Source organism: Providencia sp. PROV197 (genome assembly GCF_028479625.1).
In the GTDB taxonomy this organism is placed as follows: domain Bacteria; phylum Pseudomonadota; class Gammaproteobacteria; order Enterobacterales; family Enterobacteriaceae; genus Providencia; species Providencia vermicola.
Map to the genome: position 1 here is coordinate 108,025 of NZ_JAMPNZ010000018.1, position 26,545 is coordinate 134,569.

The 26,545-nt window shown below is 42.3% G+C and carries 30 protein-coding genes and 1 tRNA gene; 4 read left to right on the plus strand and 27 right to left on the minus strand.

Annotated elements, in window-relative coordinates:
• Window positions 1-159 precede the first annotated feature (159 nt).
• Both PR808_RS10410 and sstT read left to right on the plus strand, forming a co-directional pair.
• Window positions 160-1,122, plus strand: coding sequence for a TerC family protein (locus PR808_RS10410; RefSeq protein ID WP_206083590.1), 963 nt, complete (start codon window positions 160-162; stop codon window positions 1,120-1,122).
• Window positions 1,123-1,385: 263 nt separating this feature from the next.
• On the plus strand, window positions 1,386-2,639 hold the full coding sequence (gene sstT, locus PR808_RS10415; protein ID WP_206083607.1) for a serine/threonine transporter SstT: 1,254 nt from the start codon (window positions 1,386-1,388) through the stop codon (window positions 2,637-2,639).
• Window positions 2,640-2,697: 58 nt separating this feature from the next.
• Here the strand turns inward: sstT and PR808_RS10420 are convergent, their stop codons facing one another.
• From PR808_RS10420 to PR808_RS10430, 3 genes are all read right to left on the minus strand, one after another.
• Entirely contained in the window at window positions 2,698-3,258 is a 561-nt protein-coding gene (locus tag PR808_RS10420; protein WP_272539298.1) for a carbonate dehydratase, read from the minus strand.
• A complete protein-coding gene (gene folE2 / locus PR808_RS10425) occupies window positions 3,248-4,165 on the minus strand; it encodes a GTP cyclohydrolase FolE2 (RefSeq protein ID WP_206083608.1) in 918 nt (305 codons plus the stop codon). Before folE2 ends, PR808_RS10420 begins: the two co-directional genes overlap by 11 nt.
• A 161-nt stretch (window positions 4,166-4,326) precedes the next feature.
• Window positions 4,327-6,348 (minus strand): NADPH-dependent 2,4-dienoyl-CoA reductase, encoded by a 2,022-nt coding sequence (locus PR808_RS10430; protein ID WP_206083609.1) that lies wholly within the window; start codon window positions 6,346-6,348, stop codon window positions 4,327-4,329.
• A 223-nt stretch (window positions 6,349-6,571) separates the two neighbouring features.
• Here PR808_RS10430 and PR808_RS10435 point away from each other — a divergent pair, with 223 nt between their 5' ends.
• Window positions 6,572-7,168: a GNAT family N-acetyltransferase gene (locus tag PR808_RS10435; RefSeq protein ID WP_206083803.1), complete on the plus strand. Its 597-nt coding sequence runs from the start codon at window positions 6,572-6,574 to the stop codon at window positions 7,166-7,168.
• A 61-nt stretch (window positions 7,169-7,229) separates the two neighbouring features.
• Here PR808_RS10435 and PR808_RS10440 read toward each other — a convergent pair whose 3' ends face one another.
• The gene (locus tag PR808_RS10440) at window positions 7,230-8,303 is read right to left on the minus strand and encodes an NAD(P)H-dependent amine dehydrogenase family protein (RefSeq protein WP_206083610.1); all 1,074 of its coding nucleotides are present in this window, start codon (window positions 8,301-8,303) and stop codon (window positions 7,230-7,232) included.
• A 359-nt stretch (window positions 8,304-8,662) separates the two neighbouring features.
• On the opposite strand from PR808_RS10440, the gene PR808_RS10445 reads away from it, so the two are divergent.
• Window positions 8,663-8,739: transfer RNA gene (locus tag PR808_RS10445), tRNA-Ile, on the plus strand.
• Window positions 8,740-9,430: 691 nt separating this feature from the next.
• On the opposite strand, the gene PR808_RS10450 is transcribed toward PR808_RS10445, so the two are convergent.
• The 23 genes from PR808_RS10450 to PR808_RS10565 form a co-directional block, all read right to left on the minus strand.
• Complete coding sequence (locus PR808_RS10450) at window positions 9,431-9,697, minus strand: hypothetical protein (protein ID WP_272539237.1); 267 nt, start codon at window positions 9,695-9,697, stop codon at window positions 9,431-9,433.
• Between the two features lie 50 nt (window positions 9,698-9,747).
• A complete protein-coding gene (locus PR808_RS10455) occupies window positions 9,748-11,400 on the minus strand; it encodes a hypothetical protein (RefSeq protein ID WP_272539238.1) in 1,653 nt (550 codons plus the stop codon).
• 2 nt (window positions 11,401-11,402) lie between these two features.
• Window positions 11,403-11,969 carry a baseplate complex protein gene (locus PR808_RS10460; protein WP_272539239.1) on the minus strand — a complete coding sequence of 189 codons (567 nt, stop codon included), beginning with the start codon at window positions 11,967-11,969 and terminating at the stop codon, window positions 11,403-11,405.
• A complete protein-coding gene (locus tag PR808_RS10465; RefSeq protein WP_272539240.1) occupies window positions 11,914-12,690 on the minus strand; it encodes a hypothetical protein in 777 nt (258 codons plus the stop codon). The genes PR808_RS10460 and PR808_RS10465 overlap by 56 nt, the downstream gene beginning before the upstream one ends.
• Window positions 12,672-13,325 (minus strand): tail fiber assembly protein, encoded by a 654-nt coding sequence (locus PR808_RS10470; RefSeq protein WP_442960059.1) that lies wholly within the window; start codon window positions 13,323-13,325, stop codon window positions 12,672-12,674. The genes PR808_RS10465 and PR808_RS10470 overlap by 19 nt, the downstream gene beginning before the upstream one ends.
• Complete coding sequence (locus PR808_RS10475) at window positions 13,307-15,202, minus strand: phage tail-collar fiber domain-containing protein (protein WP_272539242.1); 1,896 nt, start codon at window positions 15,200-15,202, stop codon at window positions 13,307-13,309. The genes PR808_RS10470 and PR808_RS10475 overlap by 19 nt, the downstream gene beginning before the upstream one ends.
• 11 nt (window positions 15,203-15,213) lie before the next feature.
• The gene (locus PR808_RS10480) at window positions 15,214-15,831 is read right to left on the minus strand and encodes a phage tail protein (protein WP_272539243.1); all 618 of its coding nucleotides are present in this window, start codon (window positions 15,829-15,831) and stop codon (window positions 15,214-15,216) included.
• Window positions 15,818-17,008: a baseplate J/gp47 family protein gene (locus tag PR808_RS10485; RefSeq protein ID WP_272539244.1), complete on the minus strand. Its 1,191-nt coding sequence runs from the start codon at window positions 17,006-17,008 to the stop codon at window positions 15,818-15,820. Before PR808_RS10485 ends, PR808_RS10480 begins: the two co-directional genes overlap by 14 nt.
• Entirely contained in the window at window positions 16,998-17,333 is a 336-nt protein-coding gene (locus PR808_RS10490; RefSeq protein WP_215954190.1) for a DUF2590 family protein, read from the minus strand. Before PR808_RS10490 ends, PR808_RS10485 begins: the two co-directional genes overlap by 11 nt.
• A complete protein-coding gene (locus tag PR808_RS10495; protein WP_272539245.1) occupies window positions 17,326-19,425 on the minus strand; it encodes a phage tail tape measure protein in 2,100 nt (699 codons plus the stop codon). The genes PR808_RS10490 and PR808_RS10495 overlap by 8 nt, the downstream gene beginning before the upstream one ends.
• A complete protein-coding gene (locus PR808_RS10500; RefSeq protein WP_215954443.1) occupies window positions 19,422-19,580 on the minus strand; it encodes a DUF6890 family protein in 159 nt (52 codons plus the stop codon). Before PR808_RS10500 ends, PR808_RS10495 begins: the two co-directional genes overlap by 4 nt.
• Window positions 19,581-19,612: 32 nt before the next feature.
• Window positions 19,613-19,876: a putative phage tail assembly chaperone gene (locus PR808_RS10505; protein WP_215954188.1), complete on the minus strand. Its 264-nt coding sequence runs from the start codon at window positions 19,874-19,876 to the stop codon at window positions 19,613-19,615.
• 101 nt (window positions 19,877-19,977) lie between these two features.
• Entirely contained in the window at window positions 19,978-20,355 is a 378-nt protein-coding gene (locus PR808_RS10515) for a hypothetical protein (protein WP_272539247.1), read from the minus strand.
• Entirely contained in the window at window positions 20,352-20,762 is a 411-nt protein-coding gene (locus PR808_RS10520) for a structural protein (protein WP_272539248.1), read from the minus strand. Before PR808_RS10520 ends, PR808_RS10515 begins: the two co-directional genes overlap by 4 nt.
• Window positions 20,759-21,052 carry a holin gene (locus PR808_RS10525; RefSeq protein ID WP_272539249.1) on the minus strand — a complete coding sequence of 98 codons (294 nt, stop codon included), beginning with the start codon at window positions 21,050-21,052 and terminating at the stop codon, window positions 20,759-20,761. Before PR808_RS10525 ends, PR808_RS10520 begins: the two co-directional genes overlap by 4 nt.
• A gap of 12 nt (window positions 21,053-21,064) precedes the next feature.
• A complete protein-coding gene (locus tag PR808_RS10530; protein ID WP_215954184.1) occupies window positions 21,065-21,520 on the minus strand; it encodes a phage protein in 456 nt (151 codons plus the stop codon).
• Complete coding sequence (locus PR808_RS10535; protein ID WP_272539250.1) at window positions 21,520-22,638, minus strand: DUF2586 domain-containing protein; 1,119 nt, start codon at window positions 22,636-22,638, stop codon at window positions 21,520-21,522. The genes PR808_RS10530 and PR808_RS10535 overlap by 1 nt, the downstream gene beginning before the upstream one ends.
• A gap of 12 nt (window positions 22,639-22,650) precedes the next feature.
• Window positions 22,651-23,355: a hypothetical protein gene (locus tag PR808_RS10540; protein WP_272539251.1), complete on the minus strand. Its 705-nt coding sequence runs from the start codon at window positions 23,353-23,355 to the stop codon at window positions 22,651-22,653.
• Window positions 23,345-23,824 carry a phage tail protein gene (locus PR808_RS10545; RefSeq protein ID WP_272539252.1) on the minus strand — a complete coding sequence of 160 codons (480 nt, stop codon included), beginning with the start codon at window positions 23,822-23,824 and terminating at the stop codon, window positions 23,345-23,347. The genes PR808_RS10540 and PR808_RS10545 overlap by 11 nt, the downstream gene beginning before the upstream one ends.
• Entirely contained in the window at window positions 23,821-24,273 is a 453-nt protein-coding gene (locus tag PR808_RS10550) for a head completion/stabilization protein (protein ID WP_272539253.1), read from the minus strand. Before PR808_RS10550 ends, PR808_RS10545 begins: the two co-directional genes overlap by 4 nt.
• Complete coding sequence (locus PR808_RS10555) at window positions 24,252-24,662, minus strand: hypothetical protein (protein WP_272539254.1); 411 nt, start codon at window positions 24,660-24,662, stop codon at window positions 24,252-24,254. Before PR808_RS10555 ends, PR808_RS10550 begins: the two co-directional genes overlap by 22 nt.
• A gap of 98 nt (window positions 24,663-24,760) precedes the next feature.
• A complete protein-coding gene (gene gpM / locus PR808_RS10560; protein ID WP_272539255.1) occupies window positions 24,761-25,468 on the minus strand; it encodes a phage terminase small subunit in 708 nt (235 codons plus the stop codon).
• A 3-nt stretch (window positions 25,469-25,471) separates the two neighbouring features.
• The gene (locus PR808_RS10565) at window positions 25,472-26,500 is read right to left on the minus strand and encodes a phage major capsid protein, P2 family (RefSeq protein ID WP_272539256.1); all 1,029 of its coding nucleotides are present in this window, start codon (window positions 26,498-26,500) and stop codon (window positions 25,472-25,474) included.
• Window positions 26,501-26,545 lie beyond the last annotated feature (45 nt).

Sequence of the window (26,545 nt, forward strand, 5' to 3'; positions counted from 1 at the left end):
GCCTGTCCTTGGGTTAATTGTGTTGTAAGTGAGACCTTGCCAGAAGGCGAGGTTTGCTCATAATTTACAACCAATAGATAACTCCTTGAGGTTAAAGAATTTTAAGCGGCTGATGTCTTCTGGATATCAGCCGTTTTTTGTTTTTTAAGGGATAGGAAAATGCACTCAGTCGGTAACCCTGTTTTATGGGGTAGTTTTGCAGTTATTATTTTACTTATGTTACTTATCGATTTGTTTTGGCAGGGTAAACACAAAGGCCAAGCCATGTCGATGAAGCAAGCTGCAGCTTGGAGTATTGTGTGGGTCACGCTTTCGCTAATTTTTGCGGCAGGTTTTTGGTGGTATCTCAATGATAATGTAAGCCGTGAATTTGCTGATAGCCAAACGATGGCATTTTTAACGGGTTACTTGTTAGAAAAAGCCTTGGCAGTGGATAACGTTTTTGTTTGGTTGATGTTATTTAGCTATTTCGCCATTCCAGCCAGTTTACAGCGCCGAGTCTTAGTTTATGGTGTTTTGGGCGCTATCGTATTAAGAACTATCATGATTTTTGCTGGTAGCTGGTTGGTTACACAGTTTAGTTGGATTTTATATATCTTCGGCCTATTTTTACTGTTTACGGGGCTTAAAATGGCTTTTGCCAAAGAAGATGACTCGCCAATTAATGATAAACCGTTAGTGAAGTGGGTGCGTTCACATCTTCGGATGACGGATGAGCTGCATGGCGAAAAATTCTTTATTAAACGTAATGGCGTGTTGTTTGCAACGCCACTGATTTTAGTGTTGATCTTAGTTGAAATCAGCGACGTCATATTTGCAGTGGATAGTATTCCTGCTATTTTCGCAGTGACCACTGACCCGTTTATTGTTTTAACGTCTAACTTGTTTGCTATTTTAGGGTTACGTGCGATGTATTTCTTGCTGTCAGGGGTCGCAGAGAAGTTCTCAATGTTAAAATATGGCTTAGCGGTAATTTTAAGCTTTATTGGTATAAAAATGCTGCTTATTGACATCTACCATATTCCAACGCCGATTTCGTTGGGAACGATTGCCGCAATATTGGTGGTAACATTAATCATTAATACAATTGTTAACAAACGTAACGAAGCAAAAAGCAAATAATTCCCTTCAAAATTTAAATCCCTTACCGATGAGGTAGGGGATTTTTGTTTTAACCCTCTGAAAAGATTCAACCATTCTTCTTTATGCCATTCTACTATAAGAAACAAAACTCTATTGCGATCACAGTTATGTAAAATATTTGTTAAGTAAAATCAATCATTGTGTATATTTTGAATAATAGCCTTTTCACAAGGTATTTATTCCTTATACTGGCTCTGCAAACACATTTAATTCCTAATAAAGATAAATAATATAGGTCTACTATGGATACAAATAAAACAGGGTTATGGCGAGTGATCACTCACGGTAGCTTGGTCAAGCAAATATTGGTTGGCTTAGTTGCAGGTATTTTATTGGCATGGTTATGGCCATCGGCAGCAAAAAACGTAGGGCTGTTAGGTCATTTATTCGTGAGCGCGTTAAAAGCGGTTGCACCAGTCTTGGTGTGGGTATTGGTAATGTCTTCCATTGCTAACCATCGTCAAGGGCAAAAAACCAGTATTAAACCGATTTTGGTTCTGTATATTTTAGGGACATTCTTCGCTGCATTAGTGGCGGTAATTGCCTCATTTATATTCCCATCAACACTTGCCTTGGCGGGCAGTGAAACAGAAATGAATCCACCAGGAAACATTGCTGAAGTTTTAAGTGGCCTATTAAACAATGTATTTACTAACCCCGTTGATGCGCTGATTAATGGTAACTATATCGGTATCTTAGCGTGGGCTATCGGTTTAGGTATTGCATTTCGACATGCGACGGATACGACAAAAACACTGTTACTTGATTTCTCTAATGGTGTGACTCAATTAGTTCGAGTCATTATTAGATTGGCACCATTAGGTATTTTTGGTTTAGTGTCATCAACAATTGCGACAACGGGTTTTGAAGCGTTAAAAGGCTATTTTCATGTATTAGCTGTTTTATTAGGCTGTATGATTATTGTCGCTTTAGTTGTCAACCCGTTGATTGTATATTGGAAATTAAAGCGTAATCCCTATCCATTAGTGTTCGCGTGTTTACGTGAAAGTGGTGTTACCGCATTCTTTACTCGTAGCTCAGCAGCGAATATTCCTGTGAACATGGCAATGTGCCGTCGCATGAATCTCCATGAAGACACTTATTCTGTTTCTATTCCATTAGGCGCAGCCATTAATATGGCAGGGGCTGCGGTAACGATTACTGTTCTGACGTTAGCTGCGGTTTACACCAAAGGTATTCCAGTGGATATACCGACTGCATTATTGTTAAGTGTCGTGGCTGCAGTGTGTGCTTGTGGTGCATCAGGTGTCGCGGGTGGTTCATTATTATTAATCCCATTAGCGTGTAATATGTTTGGTATTCCAAATGATGTTGCGATGCAAGTCGTTGCTGTTGGTGTGATGATTGGTGTACTGCAAGATTCAGCGGAAACTGCAGTGAACTCTTCCACTGATGTTTTATTTACGGCAGCAGTTTGTTTGGCAGAAGATGAAAAACTCGCAAATTCAGAAGCTCAGTTCTCCCATAACGACTAATAGTTTTATGTGATAAATGAGAAGGCAGAATAGATATTCTGCCTTTTTTGTTTTTGAATTAAAATTCATTACGTAAGCGGCGATAGCCTTCAACTAACTGAACATTGGTTGCCGCGACTTCCTCCGAAAATTGCAATGAAGCGCGATCAACTTGTTTGAAACCCGATAAATCACTGTGCCCGTTAACATGTACACAAGAGGGAATATAGCGAGCAGGGGGAAGTGTTAGGCCATCAACCACCGCGTTGTAGCGGATTACACAGTTTTCGCCAATCACACAATTAAATAAAACGCTATTGAAGCCGATAAAAACTCGCTGTGCAATCTCGCAAGGCCCATGGACAATGGCACGATGAGCGATAGACGTGTGTGACCCGATATGTACGCCAGCACCACTCTTGGAGTGGATCACTACGCCATCTTGAATATTTGAGTGAGAGCCTATCACTATGGGTGACATATCTCCGTCTTCATTCAGTTCATCTGCGCGGATCACCGCATAAGGCCCCACATACACGTAATCTTCAATAATGACTTTGCCACAAATAATCGCTGTTGGGTCAATGTAAGCCTTTTCAGAAACAATAGGCACATGGCCTGATGGGTTTTTACGCAGCATGGTCACCTCGTTTCCAGCTTGTGCGTGCAGCTGCATTGTGTGCATGCAAACTTTCTTGGTGGTCTATTTCAACGGTAACTTCGTCAAATTGGCATTGGTGACTAAACGCATTGATTAACCTTCTTGCCGCATCTTCACAGAACATTAAGTTTTGCCCATTAGTGATGGCAAATGCTTGCTCATCACTGCGTTTCACCACGGTTTGAACAGGTGTGAGAAGGATGTTTTCGATGCGGTTTATCAATTCAATAACGGGCAGTTCTTTCCCCTCGGCATTTAAGGTTACAGTAACCCACGCCCAGCTTCTTTGGCTATGAGGTGTTGCAGGCAAGCCTTGCTTAACCAGCCAATCAAGGACTTGAGCTTGCGGTAATAGGGGCGCTTGGTTATCAAAATCCAGTGCAAATTGCTGTTGCATCACTTGGGCACAAAGCGCGGTTGAACTGGGGCAGGTAGAAGAATAAGGCACGCCAACCTTTAACATAATAGGGAATGAATTTTTAAAATTAACATCTATTTCAATAGGATAAGACTTCCAACCAAACTGATTAGAGACTAAAGAGCGGCGAGATAGCAATATATCACCATAAATACGAAGATAAGCTTTAGAGGATGTTTGAATATGAGAAGACAACGCCTGTTCTAACGTTTGCCTTAGCAAATCACAAGTTAATTCACTTTGGGTAAGTGCATCTAGGGATTGGTAAAGACGAGACATATGAATGCCTTTTTGCCCTTGGAAATTAATCCCAATATCGACATTTGCATTAACAGGGCGACCTGCTAACTCGATGGGTAAGGCAATCCCTGTCATACCCACCCAATCAAGCCCTATTTGGCTGTGAGTATCACTTTGTAGTTGTGCATCTGCGAGTGGGGTGGTGAGTGTTTCGGTAGTCAATGACATAGAGCCTCAGTAATTTAGAATGCAAAAGATATGTTATAACATAACAATTAGTGGCGTTAAAGTGAGGTAAACATATAAATAGCACTGGGTCTTTGAGATAGGTATTAAATTTTCCCTCTTGCTCAATACATTCAACCAAGAGGGAAAAGGGGGAGGGAGAGTTAAAGCTGATAAGCGATTTTCATGCCTTGTTCGATAGCCCTACGCGCATCCAGCTCTGCGGCCACATCTGCTCCACCAATGACATGGGCATCAATTCCATGTTCAGCGAGCTGAATTTTTAATGGGCGATAAGGCTCTTGCCCTGCACATAACACCACGTTATCGACAGGCAAACACTGCGTTTTATCTTGATAACGAATATGCAAACCCTCATCGTCAACACGCATGTATTCCACGCCATTGAGCATTTTTACACCGCGCTTCATCAGTGACAATCGGTGAACCCAACCCGTTGTTTTTCCTAGTCCTGCCCCTACCTTGCTATTTTTTCGTTGCAATAAATAGAGCTGGCGAGGCGACCCTACGGTATTTTTATTCTTCGGGTAAATTCCCCCTGTTGAATGAATAGTTGGGTCAATGTTCCACTCTTGATTAAACAGTGAAGTATCTAGGCTGCTACTTTTACCTTCTTGCGTTAAGAGTTCTGCTACGTCAAAACCAATTCCCCCAGCACCAATAATGGCCACATTTTTACCAACCGTTTTTTGGTGGGTGATAACGTCAATATAGGAAACCACTTTGTGATGCTCAACGCCTTCTAGCTGAATTTTACGTGGAGTGACGCCAGTGGCAATAATGACTTCGTCAAACCCTGAGAGGCTTTGTGCATCAGCGTATTGCTCAAGGCGAACATCTACATTTAGCAGCTGTAATTGGCGGCAAAAATAGCGGATGGTTTCATGGAACTCTTCTTTGCCAGGAATTTGTTTGGCTAAATTAAATTGCCCGCCAATCTGGTTCGATTTTTCAAATAAAGTCACTTTATGACCGCGTTTGGCCGCATAAATGGCACATGAAAGCCCTGCAGGGCCTGCACCAACAATTGCAACAGACTTACTTTTAGCCGCTTTTTCATTGGGATAATCCATTTCCCTGACAGCTTGGGGGTTAACTAGGCAACTGGCAAGCTTTCCACTAAAAATCAAATCAAGGCAAGCTTGATTGCAGCCGATGCAGGTATTGATTTCGTCAGCACGGTTTTCGGCGGCTTTACGGACAAAAGCTTCATCTGCAAGGAATGGACGAGCCATTGACACCATATTTGCTTGCCCATTAGCTAGAATTTGTTCGGCAACAAATGGGTCATTGATACGGTTTGTGGTAATCAATGGAATATTCACTTTGCCCATTAATTTTTGGGTGACCCAACTGAATGCGTGGCGAGGGACTTGTGTTGCGATGGTTGGGACGCGGGCTTCATGCCAACCAATACCCGTATTGATCATACATGCACCTGCTTTTTCAATTTCGTTAGCAAGGTATTCTATTTCTTCCCACGTTGAACCGTCCTCCACTAAATCTAACATCGAAAGTCGATATATAATAATAAAGTTAGCCCCAACAGCTTCACGAATGCGCCGTACAATTTCAATAGGAAAACGAATGCGATTTACGTAGCTGCCACCCCATTCATCAGTTCTATGATTTGTGCGTTTTGCAATGAATTGATTAATTAAATACCCTTCAGAGCCCATCACTTCGACACCATCATAGCCTGCTTGTTGGGCTAATTTTGCGGTATTCACGAAATCATCAATGGTATTTTGAACCTCATCCTCTGAAAGCGCTCTAGGTGCAAATGGAATAATTTCGGCTTGAATAGCACTTGGAGCCACTAATAATGGGTGTAATCCATATCGACCTGCATGTAATATTTGTAGGGCGATTTTGCCATCCGCTTGGTGTACTGCATCGGTAATTGTGCGATGAAATGGCAGCTGAGCTGAGTTATTCAATACAGCACCATGGGCGGTTAGCGCACCTGCAGGGTTAGGTGCGATGCCTCCTGTAATAATCAGACTGACACCATTTTCAGCACGTAAACGATAAAAATGGGCAAGGCGCTCGCTACCCTCTGGATGTTCTTCGAGCCCAGTATGCATAGAGCCCATTAATATCCGATTTTTAAGAACCGTATGCCCCAAATCAAGGGGGGTAAAAAGGTGTGGAAAATTGCTCATATGATGCTCCCATTCGGGATTTATTTAACAGGTCAGATGAGTTAACTGTAGCGTAATGATCTCGTAAATTGGTAAAGATGTTAAAATTTTGTGATTTTTATCATATGTTTTAGGTTAAATTGCTAAGTCAACACAGTTAAGTGACGTCCTTTTATTTTTATGTCATATAAAAAGATTAAAAAAGTAGAAACACATCGCAAAAAAGCCACATAGGGAAACCATGATGAAAGAGATTTGCCAAGCTATTACTTTAGAAGGTGAATGTGTTCGCCTTGAGCCTTTATCTCATCAATATGATGCAGAACTTGCGGCGATTATCCGTCGTGATGGGCTGCATAATTTATGGTATGCCTTAGTTCCCGATCCTGATAATTTCCCTCAAGATGTTGAAAGCCGTCTTGTACGTTTTGCACAAAAAGAGTGTTTGCCATTTGTGGTTATCGACAAACGCACGGGGAAACCTGTTGGCATCACGTCGTATAATAAAGTGGATAATGCCGTGCAACGGGTTGAACTGGGAGCAACGTGGTACGGTGTTGAGGTTCAGCGCACTGCAATTAATACAGAGGCTAAATACTTATTGTTAAAGCATGCCTTTGAAGAGTTAGGGTGCGTTGCGGTGGAGTTTCGCACTCATTTTTTAAATCATCAGAGCCGTAAAGCCATTGAGCGTCTAGGCGCAAAACTGGATGGTATTTTGCGTAGTCATATGAGAACCAAAACGGGTGAACTGCGTGATAGCTGTGTTTACAGCATCATTGCATCTGAATGGCCTGCCATTAAACACCATTTAGAATGGCAGATGGTAAAACCGCGCTAAGTCGCTTGTGAGTAAAAAGCCCACTTCATTCGTACATGTCGAAGTGGGCTTTACCGTTTAACTATAGGTATTCATGCATCGGTTTAGTCATATAGACATTATTTGGCATTTTTTCCGTGGTGGTATAGCCCGCGGGACTATTAATCAGCGCTGGGATACGGTTAACCAAATTCGCACAGGTTAGCTCAACCGTTGCTGGGTTATTCACCTCGATGGCAGTATCTGGTTCACCGATTAATTGCCAGCTATTTTTGTCACACTCATCAGCAGTTAAAATTTTACCAATACATTCAGTTTCGAGGGTCACACCTTCGGCCGTTTGTGTGATGACAACTGCGGATAATCCAAGGACATCACCTTTTTTCACCGTCATTTTCAGTGTGTCAGAATAAATATCGGCTTGTGCGATTTGTGGAACGCAGCGCTGTGTTTGGCTGATGATGGTTAAACCAAGGCGACTGCATAGCCAGCCATTTTGTGTCCACATGTAAGGTGGTGCATATTCTCCACTCTCAATTTTTTGGGAAATGACGTCATAAGGCAAGTCATTGTAATTACCAATTTGTTGGTTAAATTCATCGACGGTGAGCCCTGCACCGTGGCCGACTGCTAATGCTATCCCGTAATCTTCTACGTTATAACAGCTAGAACCTTTTATTTTCACCAGTTTGTGCATTGATCCTGCCAGTGTATCAATCAACACACCCCAATACATATCTGGATAGCCACTTCCCGCTAAAGTACAATTATTTGCTTTAGCTAATGCATCAAGTTTTTGAGTGATCTCTGGGGATGAATTCCAAGGATAAAGCGCTTCTTCACCCGTAGAGATTGCGTTAACGCCGTGACGAGCGAACAATGAGAATGCGTCTTCTAAGTCAGCCATGGTACTGAGGGTTGCAATAATTCCGACATCAGGTTTTAAGGTTTCAAGGGTCTCATCTGCTTCATGGAGAGGCTGAACTTTTACACCTGTCGGCTTAGTACCTGCAATTTCGCCGATATCTTTGCCAATGACCGCATCGTTGATATCAAAAGCCGCGACAACTTCAGCGCCATGCTCTTGCAAGTAACGGATTAAAAATTTGCCCATTTTTCCGCAACCATATTGAACTGCACGTACTTTTTTCATCATTTTTGTCCTATATGCGAATTATCTATGAATCATATTGAGAGATCTAAGGTATAAAATTATTGTTCTATATCAATTAATTGAATAAAGGATGTTTAATAAAATTGATTGCCTTTATATGGCCATTTATAGAGTGAATTTGATATAAAACAGTGCTAAATATAAATAAAATATATAAAAGCCAGTTTAATAAAAATTGGTAGTGGCGCAAAAAAAAAGGAATATCATGGTGCGATTGATATGTTTGGGGAATGCTATTACGTTGAAATATAAGTGTGATAACGGTTTTGCACACAATTTCGCCATACGGTTTTGAAATACTAGACCTACGATAAAACTGCACGTATAATCCATCCCACTTTGGCCCCTTAGCTCAGTTGGTTAGAGCAGTCGACTCATAATCGATTGGTCACTGGTTCAAGTCCAGTAGGGGCCACCAAATTTTAGCTGTTAAATCAGCGCATTAAGCCACTTTTAACGAAGTGGCTTTTTTGTTTTTAATAGTCAGTGGCAGCAAAATGGCAGCAGCATTTTTTTTGGCAGCGGTTGTTTTTTTCGTGACATGTCACAGCGTGATTTATTTTTTCTAAGTATGTCACGCTAATTCCCCCAAATAATTTTCCAGTTCATTTCAGTTTTTCATTTCTTCTAAAGCCGCATGTTTACTGGCTTTTTGAAATTATGCGGCTAATATCGCGATCCAATAAAACTCACGTAAAATAGAAAATATTTATATATTTCATTGTGTTGTGGTTTTTGCGCGATCCATCACGTGATCTAAAAACTGAAATCTATTGAAATTCTTTTCACACATTTCAGTTTGAGATTTTCTGCAACTCCCTAGTATTGGCGCGGCTTGGCGATATGTTTTGTAGAATTTTAAAACTGAAATAATTTTTAGATCCAAATTGTGCAGGCGGGTGCGGTGTAGTGCGTTTTACGTGGTGAAATCTTTTCTTTCGTGGGGTCTATGCTTCGCCTGCGCTATGCAGGTAACGCGATCCAATTTAATGATTAGGTTCTGTTAGGTAATTATTGATGAGCGCAGCGTGGATTGTAGGCTGTTTTGTTGCGGGTATAAAAAAGCCCACGTGATGTGGGCAATGATGGACGATACTTTTACTTATCAACTACATCTGAATACGATTTTCTTCTGTAAGTGTTTTTTTAATTTTGTACTTTATGTGTTCTAATACATCGCGGATATGACTTGTTTTAATAATGTTATATTGGAAATGTATATCCATTCCATTCTCTATAATGAAGTTCCATCTTATTTTTATATCACTTTCTGTAACTTCAATAATTTCAACTCGTTGAGTTTCAAACAATCTATTGTCATCATCTTTGTTTAAGCTTAGATGCGGTACTAATTCTTTCAAATTCGTAAATCCCATAAGAACCTCTCAATAATCCTTTGTTGCAGTGATTCTATCTAATTCTAGTTTTACTTACCAATAACAGGTGAATACTTTTTATTCAAGTCGTCTGACTTTGTGCCAGTACCTTTGATAGCCGCTGCGTTTAATGGTGCGCCTGTATTGCTGTGGGTGTGTGCGGCTGTCAGCTCTGCTAATTCTTTGACAACCTCTAATGTGTCTATCATCAATTGTGCGACGTTGATTTGCTTGCTACCTATCCAAACAACAGGCGCTATAATTTGTTGCTGTGCGCCTGCAATGCTTTGTTTTATCTGCCCAACCTTTTCAATGAGCTTTTGCCCAACCTCAATTGTCATGTCTTTTTCAATACTGGCGACATAATTTGATGATGTCGCAATTGAGTAGTCACCCTCGGATAATTGCTGTATTGCGCCTGCCAATAATTTTCGGGTACCTAAAACGGTTAATGTGTCATTGGCCTGTATTGCGGCTTCCCTTGCAACCAGTTCACGCTGTTCTTTGTCTGCTTTGATAATGCGTAGCATTGACGATTCACTAATAGCCTGGTCTGTTTCACGGTTCCAGCTACCCTCTTGCGTTACACGCTGAAAAACTTCTTTGCGCTGTTGCTGCAATTGCTCCCCTGGTTGGATATCGGGCAGCGTGTTTCCCTGGCTAAGAGTTTGGCGAATAAATGGCTTATCTGGCCTACCCCCCTCAAAAGCAATTTCGACTACGGTTCCCTCGGGGGGAAACTGAAACATACCACTTTCACCGCCTGCCATTGGTAGTGGTAATGGTACTGCTTTATAAGTTGGTGCGGCTGATTCGTTACCATTACTATCTAACAATTGCACATCAACGGCATATTTTGGTCTGAATGGATCAGAAATATCACCAGCACTCACTAACTCGCTAGGTGATTCAATTCGCGCAAATTTGGGCAAATGCAAACCTGCGGATAATTCAGGATAGGCTTTATCAATTTGCTTTTGCATTGGGCTCTTGTTTTCGGCTTGCCCAGTTAGCGGATTTGCTGCAGTCCAATAGAGCGTAATATCTTCATTTTCAAGCTGAATTTTATTAACACGCTGATTATTTACCACGGTTCCTGCGCGTAAGGCGGGGATTAATGGGTAAGTGGCGCTATTTCCAGCGGATTGATTCTTTGAAAATTCGGCGGGTATTTCGTGATTATCGGCTTTAAACATCGAATCTGCCCAACTACCGACAAAGACTTTACCATCGGGCATCTGGTACCAAACATAATCGTTGATACTAAAAACTTCGCCTAAATTGGTTAATAGCTGATATCCCGTCCCGTTGTGTGTGAAATGGGGAATAGGTGTATTGATATAGTTTGTATCAGGCAAAATAAAGGTTATGCCGCTATTTTCTTGTAGATAGTCGGTGATGGTTTTTAATGTTGGGTGCTGGAATGAACATGGCCACATTTTATCAAACAGGCCAACCAGCTCACGAACAAATAATTTTTGAAAGCCATTATCGGCAGGTTGTGACCGCTCAACGTACCCTGTGAAATACCGATATAATGAATCCGTGTAACCCGTATCAAAGCGAACTAATTTACCCGTGTAATCATTTTCGGTCTCAACCGTCAGAAACCCACGACCACATGCTGATAGTTCAAGCATGATTTTAGCATCCACAATGTGGATTTCATCATTGGATAAATAGCAGCGGCTAATTGGTTTCATGATTATTTATTCCCAAAATCATCAATTGGTTTCAAAACTGTACTTTCAAACCATGTTAATTCATCTTTTTCTTCTTTTGACGCAGCTGTCGGTGCCTTTGGGTTGCCCGTCTGTTTTTTCGCTTTGACTTGTGCGGCGGCTCTGGCGTCTTTTTTCTCAGAGACAGATAAATGCTCTCTTAATGTGAATGTGACTTGCCACGCCATTTGCCCGTCGATTTCGCTGGCATCAATATTGTTTGTAAAGGTACCAATGCGAAAATTAATCGCTTTAGCGGTGTGATTTGCCACCCGATAACGTTTTAGCTTACCGTTTTCGGTGGCTCTTGCTAACGTAAACAGGCGCGTGAGTATTTTTTCATCAATAAAATTAACCACACCTGTAACACGCAACTCTTGGGGCTTAATGCCTTGCTCGGCTACGGATGTGCTGGACGTTTGACCTGATTGGTCTTTGTCTTGAAATTGAATAGACGAATTAATTTTGATGTTTTTCAGCGGAATAGCTTCACCATCAAGGGCGAGCGTGATTGTCGGATTCTGTGTTGTTGATTGGTTTGATTGGATCATGAAGCATTCCCTTTAGTGGTGCAAGTTCGCTTCCTGCGAACAATGTAGCTAATGTAAAAATGGCGTCTGGTTCAGGGATATCCTTTTGTAACCGTTCCGCTAAATAATCACCTGTGCCTTTACCCGTAAAACTCCAAATAACCACCGATTTTCCCAGTAAATCAGTCAGTTTATTACCAATTTCTTTAAGCGCAGTCTCTCTCGCTGATTTAAATCCTGACATCGCTGATTTCATGGTATCGATACCGCTTGCACTGCCCGCACTGTTTTTGGCCTGTTCAATCAGTTGGGCATTAATTGTTGCCCGACTTGTTGATGTTGATAGTGTCTGCGGGTTCGGCAAGCCGCCAAGCTGTTTACCTGGCAATTGCATTTTAGTGACTTGCAAATTAGCCGCTGTTTTTGCCATGCGTTCCACTTGTGAAAAAACTGGCAGTGGAAACACAGACGAAAACACTTGCAGCAATGACATAAATTCGACCTGTGATTTAGCGCATACCATCATGACAACAATGTCAGTTTCACCCGCACCTACCAGTTTTTTTGCAATATGGTTAATGGCATTGGTTGGGCTTAAATAGCAACCTGCATCCGTTTTTTGCCCAAGACCATAAACAAATGGGTGAGCAGGTACTATTGAACAAGTTAGCCCCGACATAGTCGGGGACATTTTCATAAGTGATTTACGCCACTTTGGATGAACTATGGTTTCACTGGCCATTCGATATCCGGAGCGGTAGATGTATCAACACGATTGAGTAAGACACTGTATTTTTTCCATGCTGTTAAGCTAACTTTCTCTTCCTCGGTTGCCATGTTGAGGTCAACCGCATATTGTAACGGTGCAATAACTTCCGCCGCTTCCGTTAATAATGACTGTTTTCGTTGTTCAGCTTCTTGTATCAATTGCTCTTTTGATACTGGCGGGTTGATATATGCATTCACTTCATTTGCCGTCATTTTTTTCATTACATTGATATTTTCGCGGATTTCAAAAACAACGGGCAACGTTTCGCTGTATTCCAATTTCAAGGGTTGATATTCAGATTCAATATTATCGAATTCTGTTTGAGCAATCACATACTGCTCGCCTTTGACTTCAACAATATCAGCAACTAATTGAATTTTTTTATTATCCCCCAAATTGATAGCGCTATTTAAATCTTCATTGGCTTTTTTTAGCTCAAATTCAGATAAATTAAGTTTTTCCAGTGCCACTAAATATTCAGGTTCTTTTTCTTGAACAAGTAATTCCAGTTCGTTAACTCTGGCAACCATTGCCAGTTGTTCATCGTCATAGGCATAGACGGCATTTGATTTTTTATTTTTATAATAATTCATGATAATTCGCTCCATGCAGTGACTTCTATATCTTTACCGACAACATATTTACTTCCTGGAGGCACGATAAAGGAAATACCCCGATAGATATTATAATTTTTCATTCCACCAATTTTGGCAACAATAACGCCATCTACCGTAATATTGTCAGTACTATCATTAATAGCTTGTCCCGTTACAGCGACAAGAATGGGCTTTGCGCTAGCATTTGTATAGGTTACCCCCACACTTCGACTGCCTACTAAATTCTTCCATGTTTGCCCAAAACCCAATGACTGCTCAATTAATGCTATTGTTCCCCCAGTCATAGGTACTTCAACAGTGCCACCGTAGTTACCATTCACACGCTTTCTTAGTCCAAACCTGCCGCCCCATGTAACAAGTGACAGTAAATCACTGCCTACACCATCACTGGTTATGTACATAGCACTATTTGCGGTCAATGGGCCTTTAACTACTTGTTCATAAGTTGCCGTCTTATCGACATAATCACCTTTCGGCTGATAACTCCCTGCGGGTTGATAATTGCCTTTAGGTTGAAATTTATCATCAGATTGCTGGATACTATATACGCCCAATTCGGCAGCGGTTGGGGGATTTAGCTTTGTGTAATCTTCATCCCACTTATCCACCCATGTTTTATTCCCACCGTTGTAGCGTCTGGTATATGTTTTATTATTATACCAATCAGTAAACACCTGCTTAACACTGGTGTTTCCCGTAGGCACAACCTCAAGCGCCCCTGCCGTCATTGCTGGGTAATTTTGGGCATTTGTACCTGGATTACTTGCTGCCTGAAAGTATAAACCTGGCTTAATGTAATCATTTAAATCAGCATTTTGTGGAATAGCTTCAGCTCTAGCAAAAATAGTTTGAGCGGTTGTATTTTTTAACTCGTCTTTAGACGCGAGCTTGTTAACTTCCGTCGTCACTAGCTGCTGACTGGCAACCAGTTCAGTGCTATTCCCTTTTTGATGGGTGATATTGGCTTTATCCACCTTTCCGTTTAAGTCACTTTTAATTTGCTTTCTCAGTGAATCAATACTTTGGTCAGATAATCCCCCAATCGGGCGCAAATCCTTAATGTTCCCCGATGCATCAATACTTGCAATGGCAAATACTTGGTGAGTGAATCCAGCCGTATCAATGTAATTATTGAGGGCAGCGGCAGCGGTAATTTTTATTGCTGTATTCCACTGACTTACAATATTGCCTTGGTAGCTAAAATCTGCATAGATTTTGGTATTGCGCAGGCCATTTAAAATCTGATTTTGCGCTAACTCACCACGCAATCCGCCCACATAGCCTAAGCCTTTTTTTACGGTAAACTGTTCGCCACTGCGGGTAACTTCGAAACCATCACCAAAAAAGGCGGCTTCTCCATAGCTATCAACGTTAATCAGGCGCTGCATTTCATCAATACCTGACAAACGGGCAGTAAAATCAATCTGCCATGTTTCTGCCGTGGTTTTGATTTGGGTTTCCGTAGCCGCGCCATTGAACTCAAGTAAGAATGAACGAGTTAGCACATTCCCTTGCTGTCCATTTTGATTTTTTAATTTCCTTTGGGTTGGCGCATGCGTAATCATCGCAATGGTACCAGATGCTTTATTTAATAAGCCTATCCAGTTGAAATCAAAGTTACCAACGTCTGCACCCATCGTGACACTATAAGCCACAGCATTTTCGCTGGCTAAACCTGCTTTATTGACGGCCTGACGGTGAACAATTTGATTTGCAGGGGGTAATTTTTCATTGCGGTCAATCGGTTGTGTCGGGTCTAAATTCGGCACATTGGCGAATACAAATTCATCCAATAATACAGCCTTACCGCTTGCCGCTTCTTGGGCTTTCCAATTTTCGAAAGCAATTGTGATAACTGATGATGACATAATGTAGTCCTTTACATTAATGACGCGCCGTATGTTTCACTCGACGCTGAAATTTGTCCAATTCGAATAAACAGTGGTTGATTTGGCAGTGTGGCGTAATAGCAAATATATTCCGCTTCAACAAATCCCACTCGCATTCCTAACTCATGCACTGCCATGACTTCAAAGCGATAGCGGCGACAAGTTCGCCCGTACTGACGGATAATTTGTAGCAACAAATCTGGGTTGTTCGCAATTTGACCGTCACTGACGCGTAAAATAATGACATCCCAATCAATATCAGGTTGTCGCTCATTAATTTCGACATAGCCAACGCCAAGGCGTTTAAAGATATCAATAAATCCCGCGACGCTGCCTGATTCCTTGGCATTAATAAACGCGTATTTAACGCGCTTACGGTATAAATCCAAGGGTTCATTATTAAAACGCTGGATATCCCGTTGATACGCCAACAAGTTTAATAATGGTTCAGTGCAGGTGTCGGGGTCTAACTGCGCCAAAGGCCATGTGAGCCAACCGTAAATGATGTCCCAAAACCGCTTTGCGGCTCGCAATAGTGTGGCGGGTTCACCTTGGTTCATCCATGACGGCAGCTGCAACCGTTTTAATCGTTCTTTAAACTCGGGCATTTTTCACCTCTATCGTGAGCGATTTTAGGCGTGGCACGCTTAAATCACTGACAATGTCGGGAATGCTAAACACAATAGAATCCAAGACAGAAAACTGTTTATGTAACTCACGGCCTAAATTTGAGAATGAAAACCGCGAATATGGCCATGTTTTTTTAACGTCATAATTTGTGTTCTCACGAAATGCACAACGCACCAAATCGCCCGTATCTTGTTTAAGTTTTTGCAGTTCTTCAGCGGTGAGGTTTTCCACGCTTTGTACAAATAATGTGACCTTTAATGTGTGCTGTGTTTCTGGCATGAAAAAGCACTGCATATCATCACCGTGTCCGTGGTGGCCTTGCGCATTAATATAGTCATTCACTTTGTCGATAAAGGGCTGACTTGCGACGCCGCTGTCTAATAATAAATAGGCGTTAGCGGTTCCCGCCCCGCGAGGGGCATCATGCAAAAAGAAAATACGGTCAATGCTTAATCCGATAACATTTGCAATCATGCCGCGATATACGGCGTCAGTGTGATATTGACCGACTAAGTTGTATTGATTGCGGCAGCGGTCACGCAAATCATTGTCACTTTCGGCATTCGCACCTGGTACCAATAACCAGTTATCTTCGTTTTGAACGCGCTCAATCCCTGCAATCGCTACAGGTAAAATACGGAAATAACCTGGCGCAAGGTTGTAAGCCCCTCCCGCATTTTCAGCGATAACCGGCACTAATGCGCTATCGGTATTTAACGCTTGGGTTTCAACGGTTTTCACGCTGTAAATAATCCCGTTGATACGCTCTGTTTGTACAATAGTTCCTGCTGGAATGGTAACCGTTCCTGCACCTATCACACGATAAAAGCGAATGACGCCCTTAGCTTCGGTGGCAGGCTTGCGCGTTAAATTGACACCCCAAGCGAATAAATCTAGCCACTGCCCTGATGCGGTGGCTAAATACATATTCTTCAAAGTGATATTGATTAACGCTTCTGTGAGCCAGCGAACAGGCTTTGTTACGATGGTGTTAATCAACCGCCAAAACGGGGACATATCCGATGTGTTAGTAACAAAACCCTCGTCATGGACAATCTCTGCGAATTTATCGCTGATTTCATCCTCTGAGACGGGCATTCCGCTATCACGCAAGACCTGTTCATAATCAATTTCAGGAATGTTTTTACTGTTCATAATTCACCCCTAAATTGATACGACCAAAATCATAGGTGTCAGCTGTCACCCAAAGGCGCTTGGTGCTTTCTTCATCAATCACAACTGTGCCTGGCACTAATCGTTCATCACTTTCAACCAAGATTTCCATTTGTGTGCGGATGTCCGCACGCAATGTTGGGCTGCGCTCTGCAACCAATTGGGTGGCAAGGCCACTTTCAATAATGCGGTGCGCCACATCTTGGGTGATTGATTGGCGGTTATTACATAACTCGGGTTCATTACCCGAGTTCAATGTAAAGTTTCGATTTGTAATTAATAAATCAATGTAGAGTAAATTATCCATTTTCCAGCGCAGTCCATTCCGCTAAATCCGTTGGTGACATTCCGTTTGTCACATTGAATGTTACGTTATCAAAATGCTTGCTGTTATCAATCGATTGAGTTCGGTTATTGCTGATTTGCCGACTAATGCCACCTTTTTCTACGCCACTAAGTTGCCCGCCGACCAATAAACCCGCCGCACCTGCTGGAGCGGGTGAGCCGTCGACGGTTCCTGTGGTTTTGGTTTCAATATTGACACCAGGCAAATAATTTAGCGTTTCCACAATAGTGTTATAGACACTACGAAATGAATCCGTTATTGATTGCCAAACCTTTGAAAAAATGGCTTTAATACTATTTCCCATTGCTTCAAATGTTTTATCAATAGGTGAGTCACTAAAAAAATTGCAAACCGCGTCCCATCCATCTGTAATGGCTTGCCATGTTTGAATAAACGCAGATTTCAAGGTGTTAATCACAATCATGATTGCCTTGAATGCCCACGTATCAGCAAAGTAGGCGGTAAACTCTTGCCATTTTTGTGACATCCATTCCCAAGCTTGCATAGCAACAAGACCGACGGCACGTACTGCGATAGCCACTACTTTAAACGCTGTTGTATTCATCACTGCGGCTTTAACATCATCCCAATGTTGAATAAGTTTATAGATGCCATAAGCTAAAAGTGCGATAGCGCCAATAATTAGCAAAATAGGCCAGCTCATAAATGAAAAGCTTACGCCCGCAATTTTTGATTGTAGCGATACGGCCAATAATACCCCACGCAGATATTTCAGTGATGCACTCCACGCCTTTACTGCAACGCTATATAACCAAATAGCAGCAGTGCCAATTTTCAGCGCTCCACTAAATACCCCCATGATGATACTTAACCCAGCAATGATAAATTTGGAAATACCCATCACGATATTAGCGGCAGCACCTGCGGCAGCAAAACCAAGCGTTCCCATCGTGATATAGCCGACCCAGCGTGCAATGTTAGGAAATAACGTAAACCAACGTACAAGGGTTTGACCACCCTCTGCTAATTTGTCGATTAATGGCGTAATAACAGGTAATAGCGTCATACCAATGGCAATGCGGATAGATTGCCAAATGGACATAAGCCGTTCCCACGGATTGGCTAATTTTGCGGCTTGCTCCGTGGTGCGCTTCATTCCATCACTTGCGCCCAAGAAACCAATGTTTTTGCGCAAAATATCAACATTGCCATAAAGCTGTTTGACAACGACGGCAGAGTCACCAAAGGCGGCTTCAATTTCCTTTTGGGCTTTTAAGTTGCCCTCAATGCTTGCGCCATATTTAGCCTGTAATTTATCCAGCATTTCAGGCATGGATAACATCTGGCCTGACGCATTGACGAATGACAGACCGAGCTTTTTACCACTATCAGTGGCGGTTTTGAGAAAGGCTTCATATGCCCCTGACGACTCACCGCCCAGCGTTCTTTGTAATTCACCCAACACCGCGAGCTGTTCATCAATGCCGACGCCAAATTGCGTCCCCGCATTTTTTGCGCCCTCCATTAAGCCCGTCACTTCAGCCATAGATACGCCAAAGGCTTTTGACATATACACGGCCTTACCTGCCAAATCTTCGGCAAATTTAACATGCCCAACGGCATTCGCTTGGCTTTCAAACTGGTTAAACATTTGCCCCATGTATTCGGTGGCTTCGGTTGATGTCGCTTTTAATGCGGCGGCGGTAGTGTTGGTAATGCGGGTTAATTGTGGCAAATCTTGCTGCGTGACATTGTTAATGGCCTTGCTGATTGCCGTGGTTGAATTCACAAAATCAATGGATGATTTCCCGTATTGGGATGCGAATTTCAGGGCATCTTTAGACACGGTTGACATTATTCCATCATCAATGCCCTGCAATGATGCGGTCATCATGGCGTCATTCATTTCAATGGCAGGGTCAAGAATGCTTTTGATAGACCAAAATGCCCCCGCAAGACCCGCACCGCCAATCGCAATTTTGCCAAAGGCGACTTGGCTGTCCCTAGCAAAGTTAGAGACAGCCGACTGTACTTGCCGAATGGGTTTTGTGATATTGTCGATAAGACTGAGAGTAAAATCTAACTCGCTCATGAGTCACCTTTAAATGCCAACGCAATTCCGTTTGCGACTGCAATTTGCGAGTTTGTCCAATGACGGTTATCTAACCAGATTGCAGCTGCGATATTTTCTTCCGTGTCGGGCTCATGCGGTAAATAGTGTTTTCTGAGCGCAATGAATTGCTCCAACTCATTACGCTCAATTGCACGAACACGGCTTTTTAGTTTTTTACGCTAATTTCCAACTTTGGCGCGTATTCTTTGTTTACTGCTTCGGCAAGCTGTGCGGCGGCGCCTGGGAAGCTGAGTAATTCGTCCAAATCCGCTTTGCTTTCATCGGTAACAATACGTTTTAAATAGGTGGTGAGCGGTGCGACTTTGTTGTCCATCGACATTTCGTTAATCATGCCGTTGTACGCCGTGATATTGGGCTCAAAGCTAACGTCTTTTTCATTGATAGTTAACGTAATAATTTTTTTAGTCATGAGATGGTTCCTTTCTCTTTCTGATTTCGTCCGTTAATTGGTTGTGCCGTGCGGCACATTGACCATATAAAATAGCCATTCTTTCTAATGGCTCTGAGATATCACGGCCTGTTGTTCCCGCGAGTCTCGGAATGTCCGTCGAGCATTTTTTTAACAGGTTTTCCTGATAGTTCACGCTCGATATTGTCGGCGGTTTGGTTGTACAGGCTGACAAACTCATCACTAACACAAACGTTAGTAAACACAGGCTTAATAATTTCAGTGCGTATTTCTCTGGGGGCAGCATTGGCAATCCCCTCCAATTGTTCTTCCAGTTTTTGACCTGACTCACTGGATATTTTTTCAATATCCCCTTTGATTTTAACCGCTGTTTTATGTGCGGTTAGCTCAATGCTATCGTGATAGAGGCTGTTGACTTTCCAACCCGCGCCAAAGGCACAGGCCAATAAAGCAATTATTAGCGCGAGTTGTTTTGTCATATCAATGCATATCCTTTTTCGAATTCGACAATGCCCCAAGGTTGCTGCCCCGCATTTTCGACACGGGTAATGGCATCAGCCAAAGCAAATAAAACGTCTTTTTGCATGACTGATAAGCAATCATCAGGACTAACGTTTAGCTCTTTTGCAACACGCTGGATATAGCCCTCGGTGTTATTTTCCACTGGCGGCGCATAACGATTAATGATTTCACGAATGGAGCAAATTTTGTATTTTCGCTCATAAGTGCGCATTAAAATAAATAACGCCCGATACCCCCATTCAGGTGCGATAAATCGACAAAATGATTTATCCGTTTGCTCAAGGTGTAAGCCCCGCCATTTATCACCGTGGCGAATATTGCCAGGGTTATTGTTACGAATACCTCTTGGTGGTAATTTGCTCATTGCTTAAATTTCCCTTTTAACAGTGCATTTCCACGTTTTTTAATCCACATCTCAACAGCTTGATACCCTGCAATCCCTAGTGCGGATGCACATCCCACAAGGGCAAGCGGTGAAAGGTCAGGGATCCAAATTAAAAGAGCAGCGGCAGCGACGGATGTTGCCGCCCCTAAAATTACCCGACTAACAAATAACTTGATGGTGATAGGCTCTGCCCCTGTTAACATTTGACCGATGCTAATTAGCGCCCCTATAACAACCATTGTAATAAATGTTTTTTCGTGTTCTTCCATGAACAAAATTACCTATCCGATAAGGGTTTGAGTTAATTCCGACTCTAAATACGGAATGCCTTTAATACGCACAAAATCAGGGCTGGTAACTAGGTATTTAATTTTGTGGGTTGTCACTGCACCGCCTTTCGGGTCAACATCTAAAATGTCGCTCAGAATCAATTTATTACCGAATGATTCGACTTTCATTTCTTCATTGCCTGCCTTGGCGTACCACAAGAAATCCATTGGTTTAATGCCGCGCCAAGAGCCTGCCGCGCGTGCTTTTGCGACGATAATCTCAAAATATTTTGTGCTAATTTCGATTTCACCCTCTGCGCTTACATCACCCGCGACAAAACCGTCTGGCATACCGCGCGTTTGCGCGGCTGCGGTGTTATCGGTAATGGATAGGCTCACTTTTTCGACGTGAATTAAGTCACCGTCGATATTGAAGTCAAAGGATTGACCTGATAAACGTTGGCTCATTATGCGCTCTCCAAGCTAGCATCCAGTAAGATACTGACCGTAATTCCTTTCGGGCATTCATACGTTCTTACGGTGATGTAAATTTCAACGGTATTTTTGGTTTTCCACACAATTACGACGTCACCATCTTGCGGCGGCTTACATTCACCAGGGAACGTGACACCGTTGATTTCTGCGCTACGTGACATTTCACGCATAGTGCTAGCAAAATAGGATTTATGGGTTTCGATGCTATTTGGCGTACTGTTTAAGCTACGGTTACCGATTTTAGCAACTGCTTGCAAACGGACACGGCGCGCAACTTTATCAACGATGCGCAGGTTTTCAATAGCCTGAAAATCGCCGCCCTCAACGTCTAATGTGCGACCATCTGACCAGTACATGCCGTCATAGTCGGGGTACCACATAGGTACACTAAATCGCAGTTTTTCCAACGCTTGCAAGGTGGCTAAATCAATTTCCACACCGCTACCATCTTTTGGCTTATCAACGCTGCCTAAATCAAGTAAAGCGCCTGTTTGTACACGAGCTGGACTATCCGCAATGGTAACCGCACGGCTACATAAACGTCCTGCCAATACGCCCGCTTCATTTCCCCAAAACGTAGGCACCAATTGAATAGATTCAACCGCTTCGCCTTTTTGAAGCTCACCAAGGCGCGTTAAGGCTAATTGCCACGTTTCCTTATCCTTTAGGCCTGCGACAGAAAGAATTGCCCATGTCCAACGCCCAAACTTCGCCATTAAATTGGCACGGAGTGTTTGCGCGGCCTTAATGGTGGCTTTGGTGGTGTCACCGATATAGACGTAGCCCTCAACACTGGCAACAGATTGCGCTTTCATTACCGCATCAACAAAAGCGGTTTCGGCTGCGCTCTCTGGCAAGACGTGAACATAGCCAAACCAGTTCTGCCCAGCATTCGCCATTGCTGCCTTGATATTCGACTTTAAAGGGCTATTTTCTGCCCCCAATAACGTATCTAAATCAGTTTGGGTATTAATGGGTAAGGTTTCACCAACATGGCTTTTCCCTTTGCCCACAAACAGCAAAACACGCTCAATTTCTTTTGTTTCGCCTTGTAACTGATTGACTTGATTAACTTGTACATTAGGCCACATAGTTAAGTCCTTTTATTTAATATCCTGCGCTTTAACATCAGCGCCAAATCCAATCCCTTGTAACTGCCTTGCGAGTGCCTTTTTAAAATCACTGTCACTCATGCCGAGGAAAACACGGGCGGGAACGTCAATTGTCCAGCTTGTTTTCGCTGTTTTCCCTCTTAACTTTTTGATAAGTAAACCCGCTTGATTAAAAGACATGGTTTCCGTTATCTGTTTTACGGTTGGCTTTTTAAGCCGTTTTCCTGTTTTGACTTGGTACCCCAAATCGCGCAGTTTCTTTGCTTGTTTTCGGGTCGCTAATCGATTAGGGTCACTATTTTGCTGACTTTGCACTTGCTTTCGACTGATAGTGAGATTCATCCCATGTTGTTGGACATATCCGACAACGCCTGCGGGCACATTTTTAGCCCCATTACGGTACTTGCCGCCTTGTAAATAAATGCGAACAGCTTCAACTTGCGGCATTTCTTTGATATGCAGTAACTTAGGCATGTTACGCAGCATTTTTTTACGCCAAGGGCTTTTTCTCGCCTGCCAGCTTTTTCCGTCTGGCGATTGTTGATTTTTAACATTTCGCTTGGCGGCGGCAATCACACCATGTTTCGCCATGCGCCATAAAAACCGTTGTCGTTTTTTTGGGGGTAACTCCAAGCCTTTTAAGGCTTTTTGCATTTCCGCAAACTGGCTTTTATTGAGCTGACCGTTAATTATCATTTTTCACATCGCTATAAATTTCAGCGTGTTCGGCATAACCAAATTCGGTATTTGCCAGTGACCAACGTTTACCATCAAACGGAACGATGCCGTTTGGGTCTTCTTTCATGACAACGGGCTCAGCAAAAGAAATAGAAACAACAATAACAGCGGTTTCATCATCAACATCAACTGTCATTGATGGGGGTTCTTGTTCAATATTGCTATTACCTAGCTCGTTATCTTGTTCACTCGCCCATGCATCAATAAGCAGGGGAATATAATCAGGGTGAATTTGACGATAAGGAAATCGCCCCCAAGATATCAGCGCATCACATTGACGTATCATCATTTGATATTGGTCTAAGCCTAAATCCCGATGCGCACGGATAAATTGAATTTCGTCCGTTTCGCTAGTGAATTCGACCTGGCAAACTCGCTCAGGTAAATTCGCTTTTAAAAATTTGGTTAGACTCTGTAATTTGCTCATATCATTGCCACCGTGACACGTTTTAAGCCTTTCATATTTCGAATAACAAATGCGGCTTCCGCAAGTAAACTATTTTTAGTTTCTGGGTTTTCTTGCTTTGGATTTGGTGCGCGGCTTGATACTGAATTAAATTCACCAATTAAGTCCGCTTTTGCTCTTGCATAGAGCGCTTTTTTATATTGCGCACATAATGCGTTTTGTCCGTTGGCCTTTGCCCCTGGCACATCATTTGCGGTACTATAGCCTTTCGAAATATATCGACTTTTTAACGACTCTAGCGATAAATTAATTTCAGCAATACTGGCTAATAGTGCATCGGTTAATAACTCACTGTCTAAATCAATCGGTATTTTCCGCTGTTTTTGAAAATCCGCTAAATTAATATCAGGCCAGAAACTATCATTAGTTATTTCAACGGATTGATAATTTAAATCGTTGCCATTGAGCATAGGATTTTCCTTGCAGCAACTTTAGTTAAATATCGCGATGCAACACACATTACTGCGAGGCTAACACCTGTTGTAATAAACCCCGATAAAAACAAGAACACAATTGCGAAAACGTTATTTATTAAATAGAAAAGTGCCCTTGGCTTTGAGTTAGTTTCATTAAATATTAAAATAAACTCTCTACAAATTCCCTTTTGCTTTGCATCACCAAATGAAAAGCAAAATAGAGCTAATGAAATCGACGCGGAAATAATGTAATAAAAAATAATAGATACCCACGCCATTGAAACACCAATATCCGTTAATATTTCAATATCAAATTTATTACCGACAATTAAACTCATTGAAAATACCAGCGCAAAAAATACGCCTATCATCCATGTTTTCATTTTTTATCCTTTAAAAAATCGGGCTGACTGGCTTCCAAGACTAAAAGCAATAAATTGCATCATCTCCACCACGCCCGATTGGCTTGCGGTAGTCGTTTTTATTCGGCTGTTAACGCGCGAATACGCATTGCGATCCGTTTTAAGTGCGTATCAACACCCACTTTAGGATTAAGCTGTCGTGCTTTTTCCATGTATGATGCGGCCTGCTCCAATGTATCAACACAGTCAATGGCGCTGGCTTTCGCATCTTCATTGATATTGCTTCTTAGCAAATTCAATGCAGCAAATTTGTAGTATTTCGCCCTGATTTTTTCATGAACTTTCCACGTTTCAGTGACATTTTTAAACGTTCTTGAAAAATAAGGCTCAATACAGTGTCCCGCTTCATTTTCCAATGTTGCCCAGGCTAATATCGTGTCAGCGACAAAGGCTGGAAAATTACTGCGGAAATTGTCTGGGGTGAGCTGTCCTTGCTCAATGGCAATATCTGCCCAATCCAACCCCCTGTCGAAATCCCCAATATCAAATAGCCAAATGACGCAATAAGCAAAAATTGGGTTTCGGTAAACTTCCCCTTCGGACAAGTAGCGTTCAGCTGTGGGAAGATAAGCGGGTAATAACTCCCGCTTTTTCATTTCCACACGGTCAGCTGTTGTCGGTTGCTCACGCAATCTTTTGACATCCCGCTCAATCGCTCTCGCTTGCAAGTGCATACTGGCACCATCAGCGATAGTGACGGCCTGTTGTTGCTCTAGCTTTTGGCGTAGTTCAACACTAGCTCGATGACGTTGAGCAGGTGACAGCATGGCTTATTCACCTACCTTTTCAGCAGGTTCGGTAATTTCACCAATAGTGACCGCACTTTCATCATATGCGGCATATAACTCTGGATATTCCAACGCATATCCCTCATTACGCAGGTATTTGTTTTCATACTGCTTACGGTCTTCGACAAACTCTGCTTTACGCTGGCGAGTATTGCGTTGGGTGTAAATATGCAGGTTTGACAGATATGTCACGACCATACGTTTACCTGGCATAAATGGTGGAATAATCGCAGGACGACCCGCAATTGTGGTTCCCAGCATTTGAGCCGCGATTTTTTCGGTTGGCTTATCAGCCGCTTGATAAAGTCGGTACTGTTCAGCTGCAACCAAATCAGGCCCAACTAATACAACCAATCGTGGGTCACTACGATATTGCACTGGGATACAGGTATTAATCAGGTCTGATGCCATTGCATCTAATGACCGATAATCCCCTTTATCATCCAGTTTGACAGGGTCAGTAATAACCTGCTTACCACCGTCCCAATTTTTAGCGATTTGATGCCAACCGATATTAACGTCTTCACCGTTCGGATTGGCTTCAAAATCGGTTGATTTTGCTACATGCGTACCATTCCAACCGATTCGGATCATATCTAATGCAAACGTCTCATTAGTAAATGCTTGCATACGTTGGAAAAACTCATTTTCAGAACCTGAGTTCGCCCAAACAGATAAAAGAGCCCAATCAAGTGCAGCGCCTGAATCAGTTTCAACTAATTTGTATTCATTACCATCGTTCGCAGTTTGACGAATAAAACGCCCACCTTGCTTACGCCCCGTAAAAATACCTGGATTCCCAACAGATACGACTTGGCCTTGAAGTTGGTCAACATCAGCACACGTAATCATGTTTAAGAATGTAGATTGATCCATCAGCGCATCACGCAATGACGTTTCTTTTGGATCAGTCAGAGCAAAATATTTTGAAGTATCATCGACTCCATAAGCTTCTGCTAGCCCAGCTTCATATGATTTTAAAAACTGTCTAGCTCTTGGATTTAATTGCATGGATTCCTTTCCTTTTTTCCTAATGAAACCTAACTTTTGTTTTAT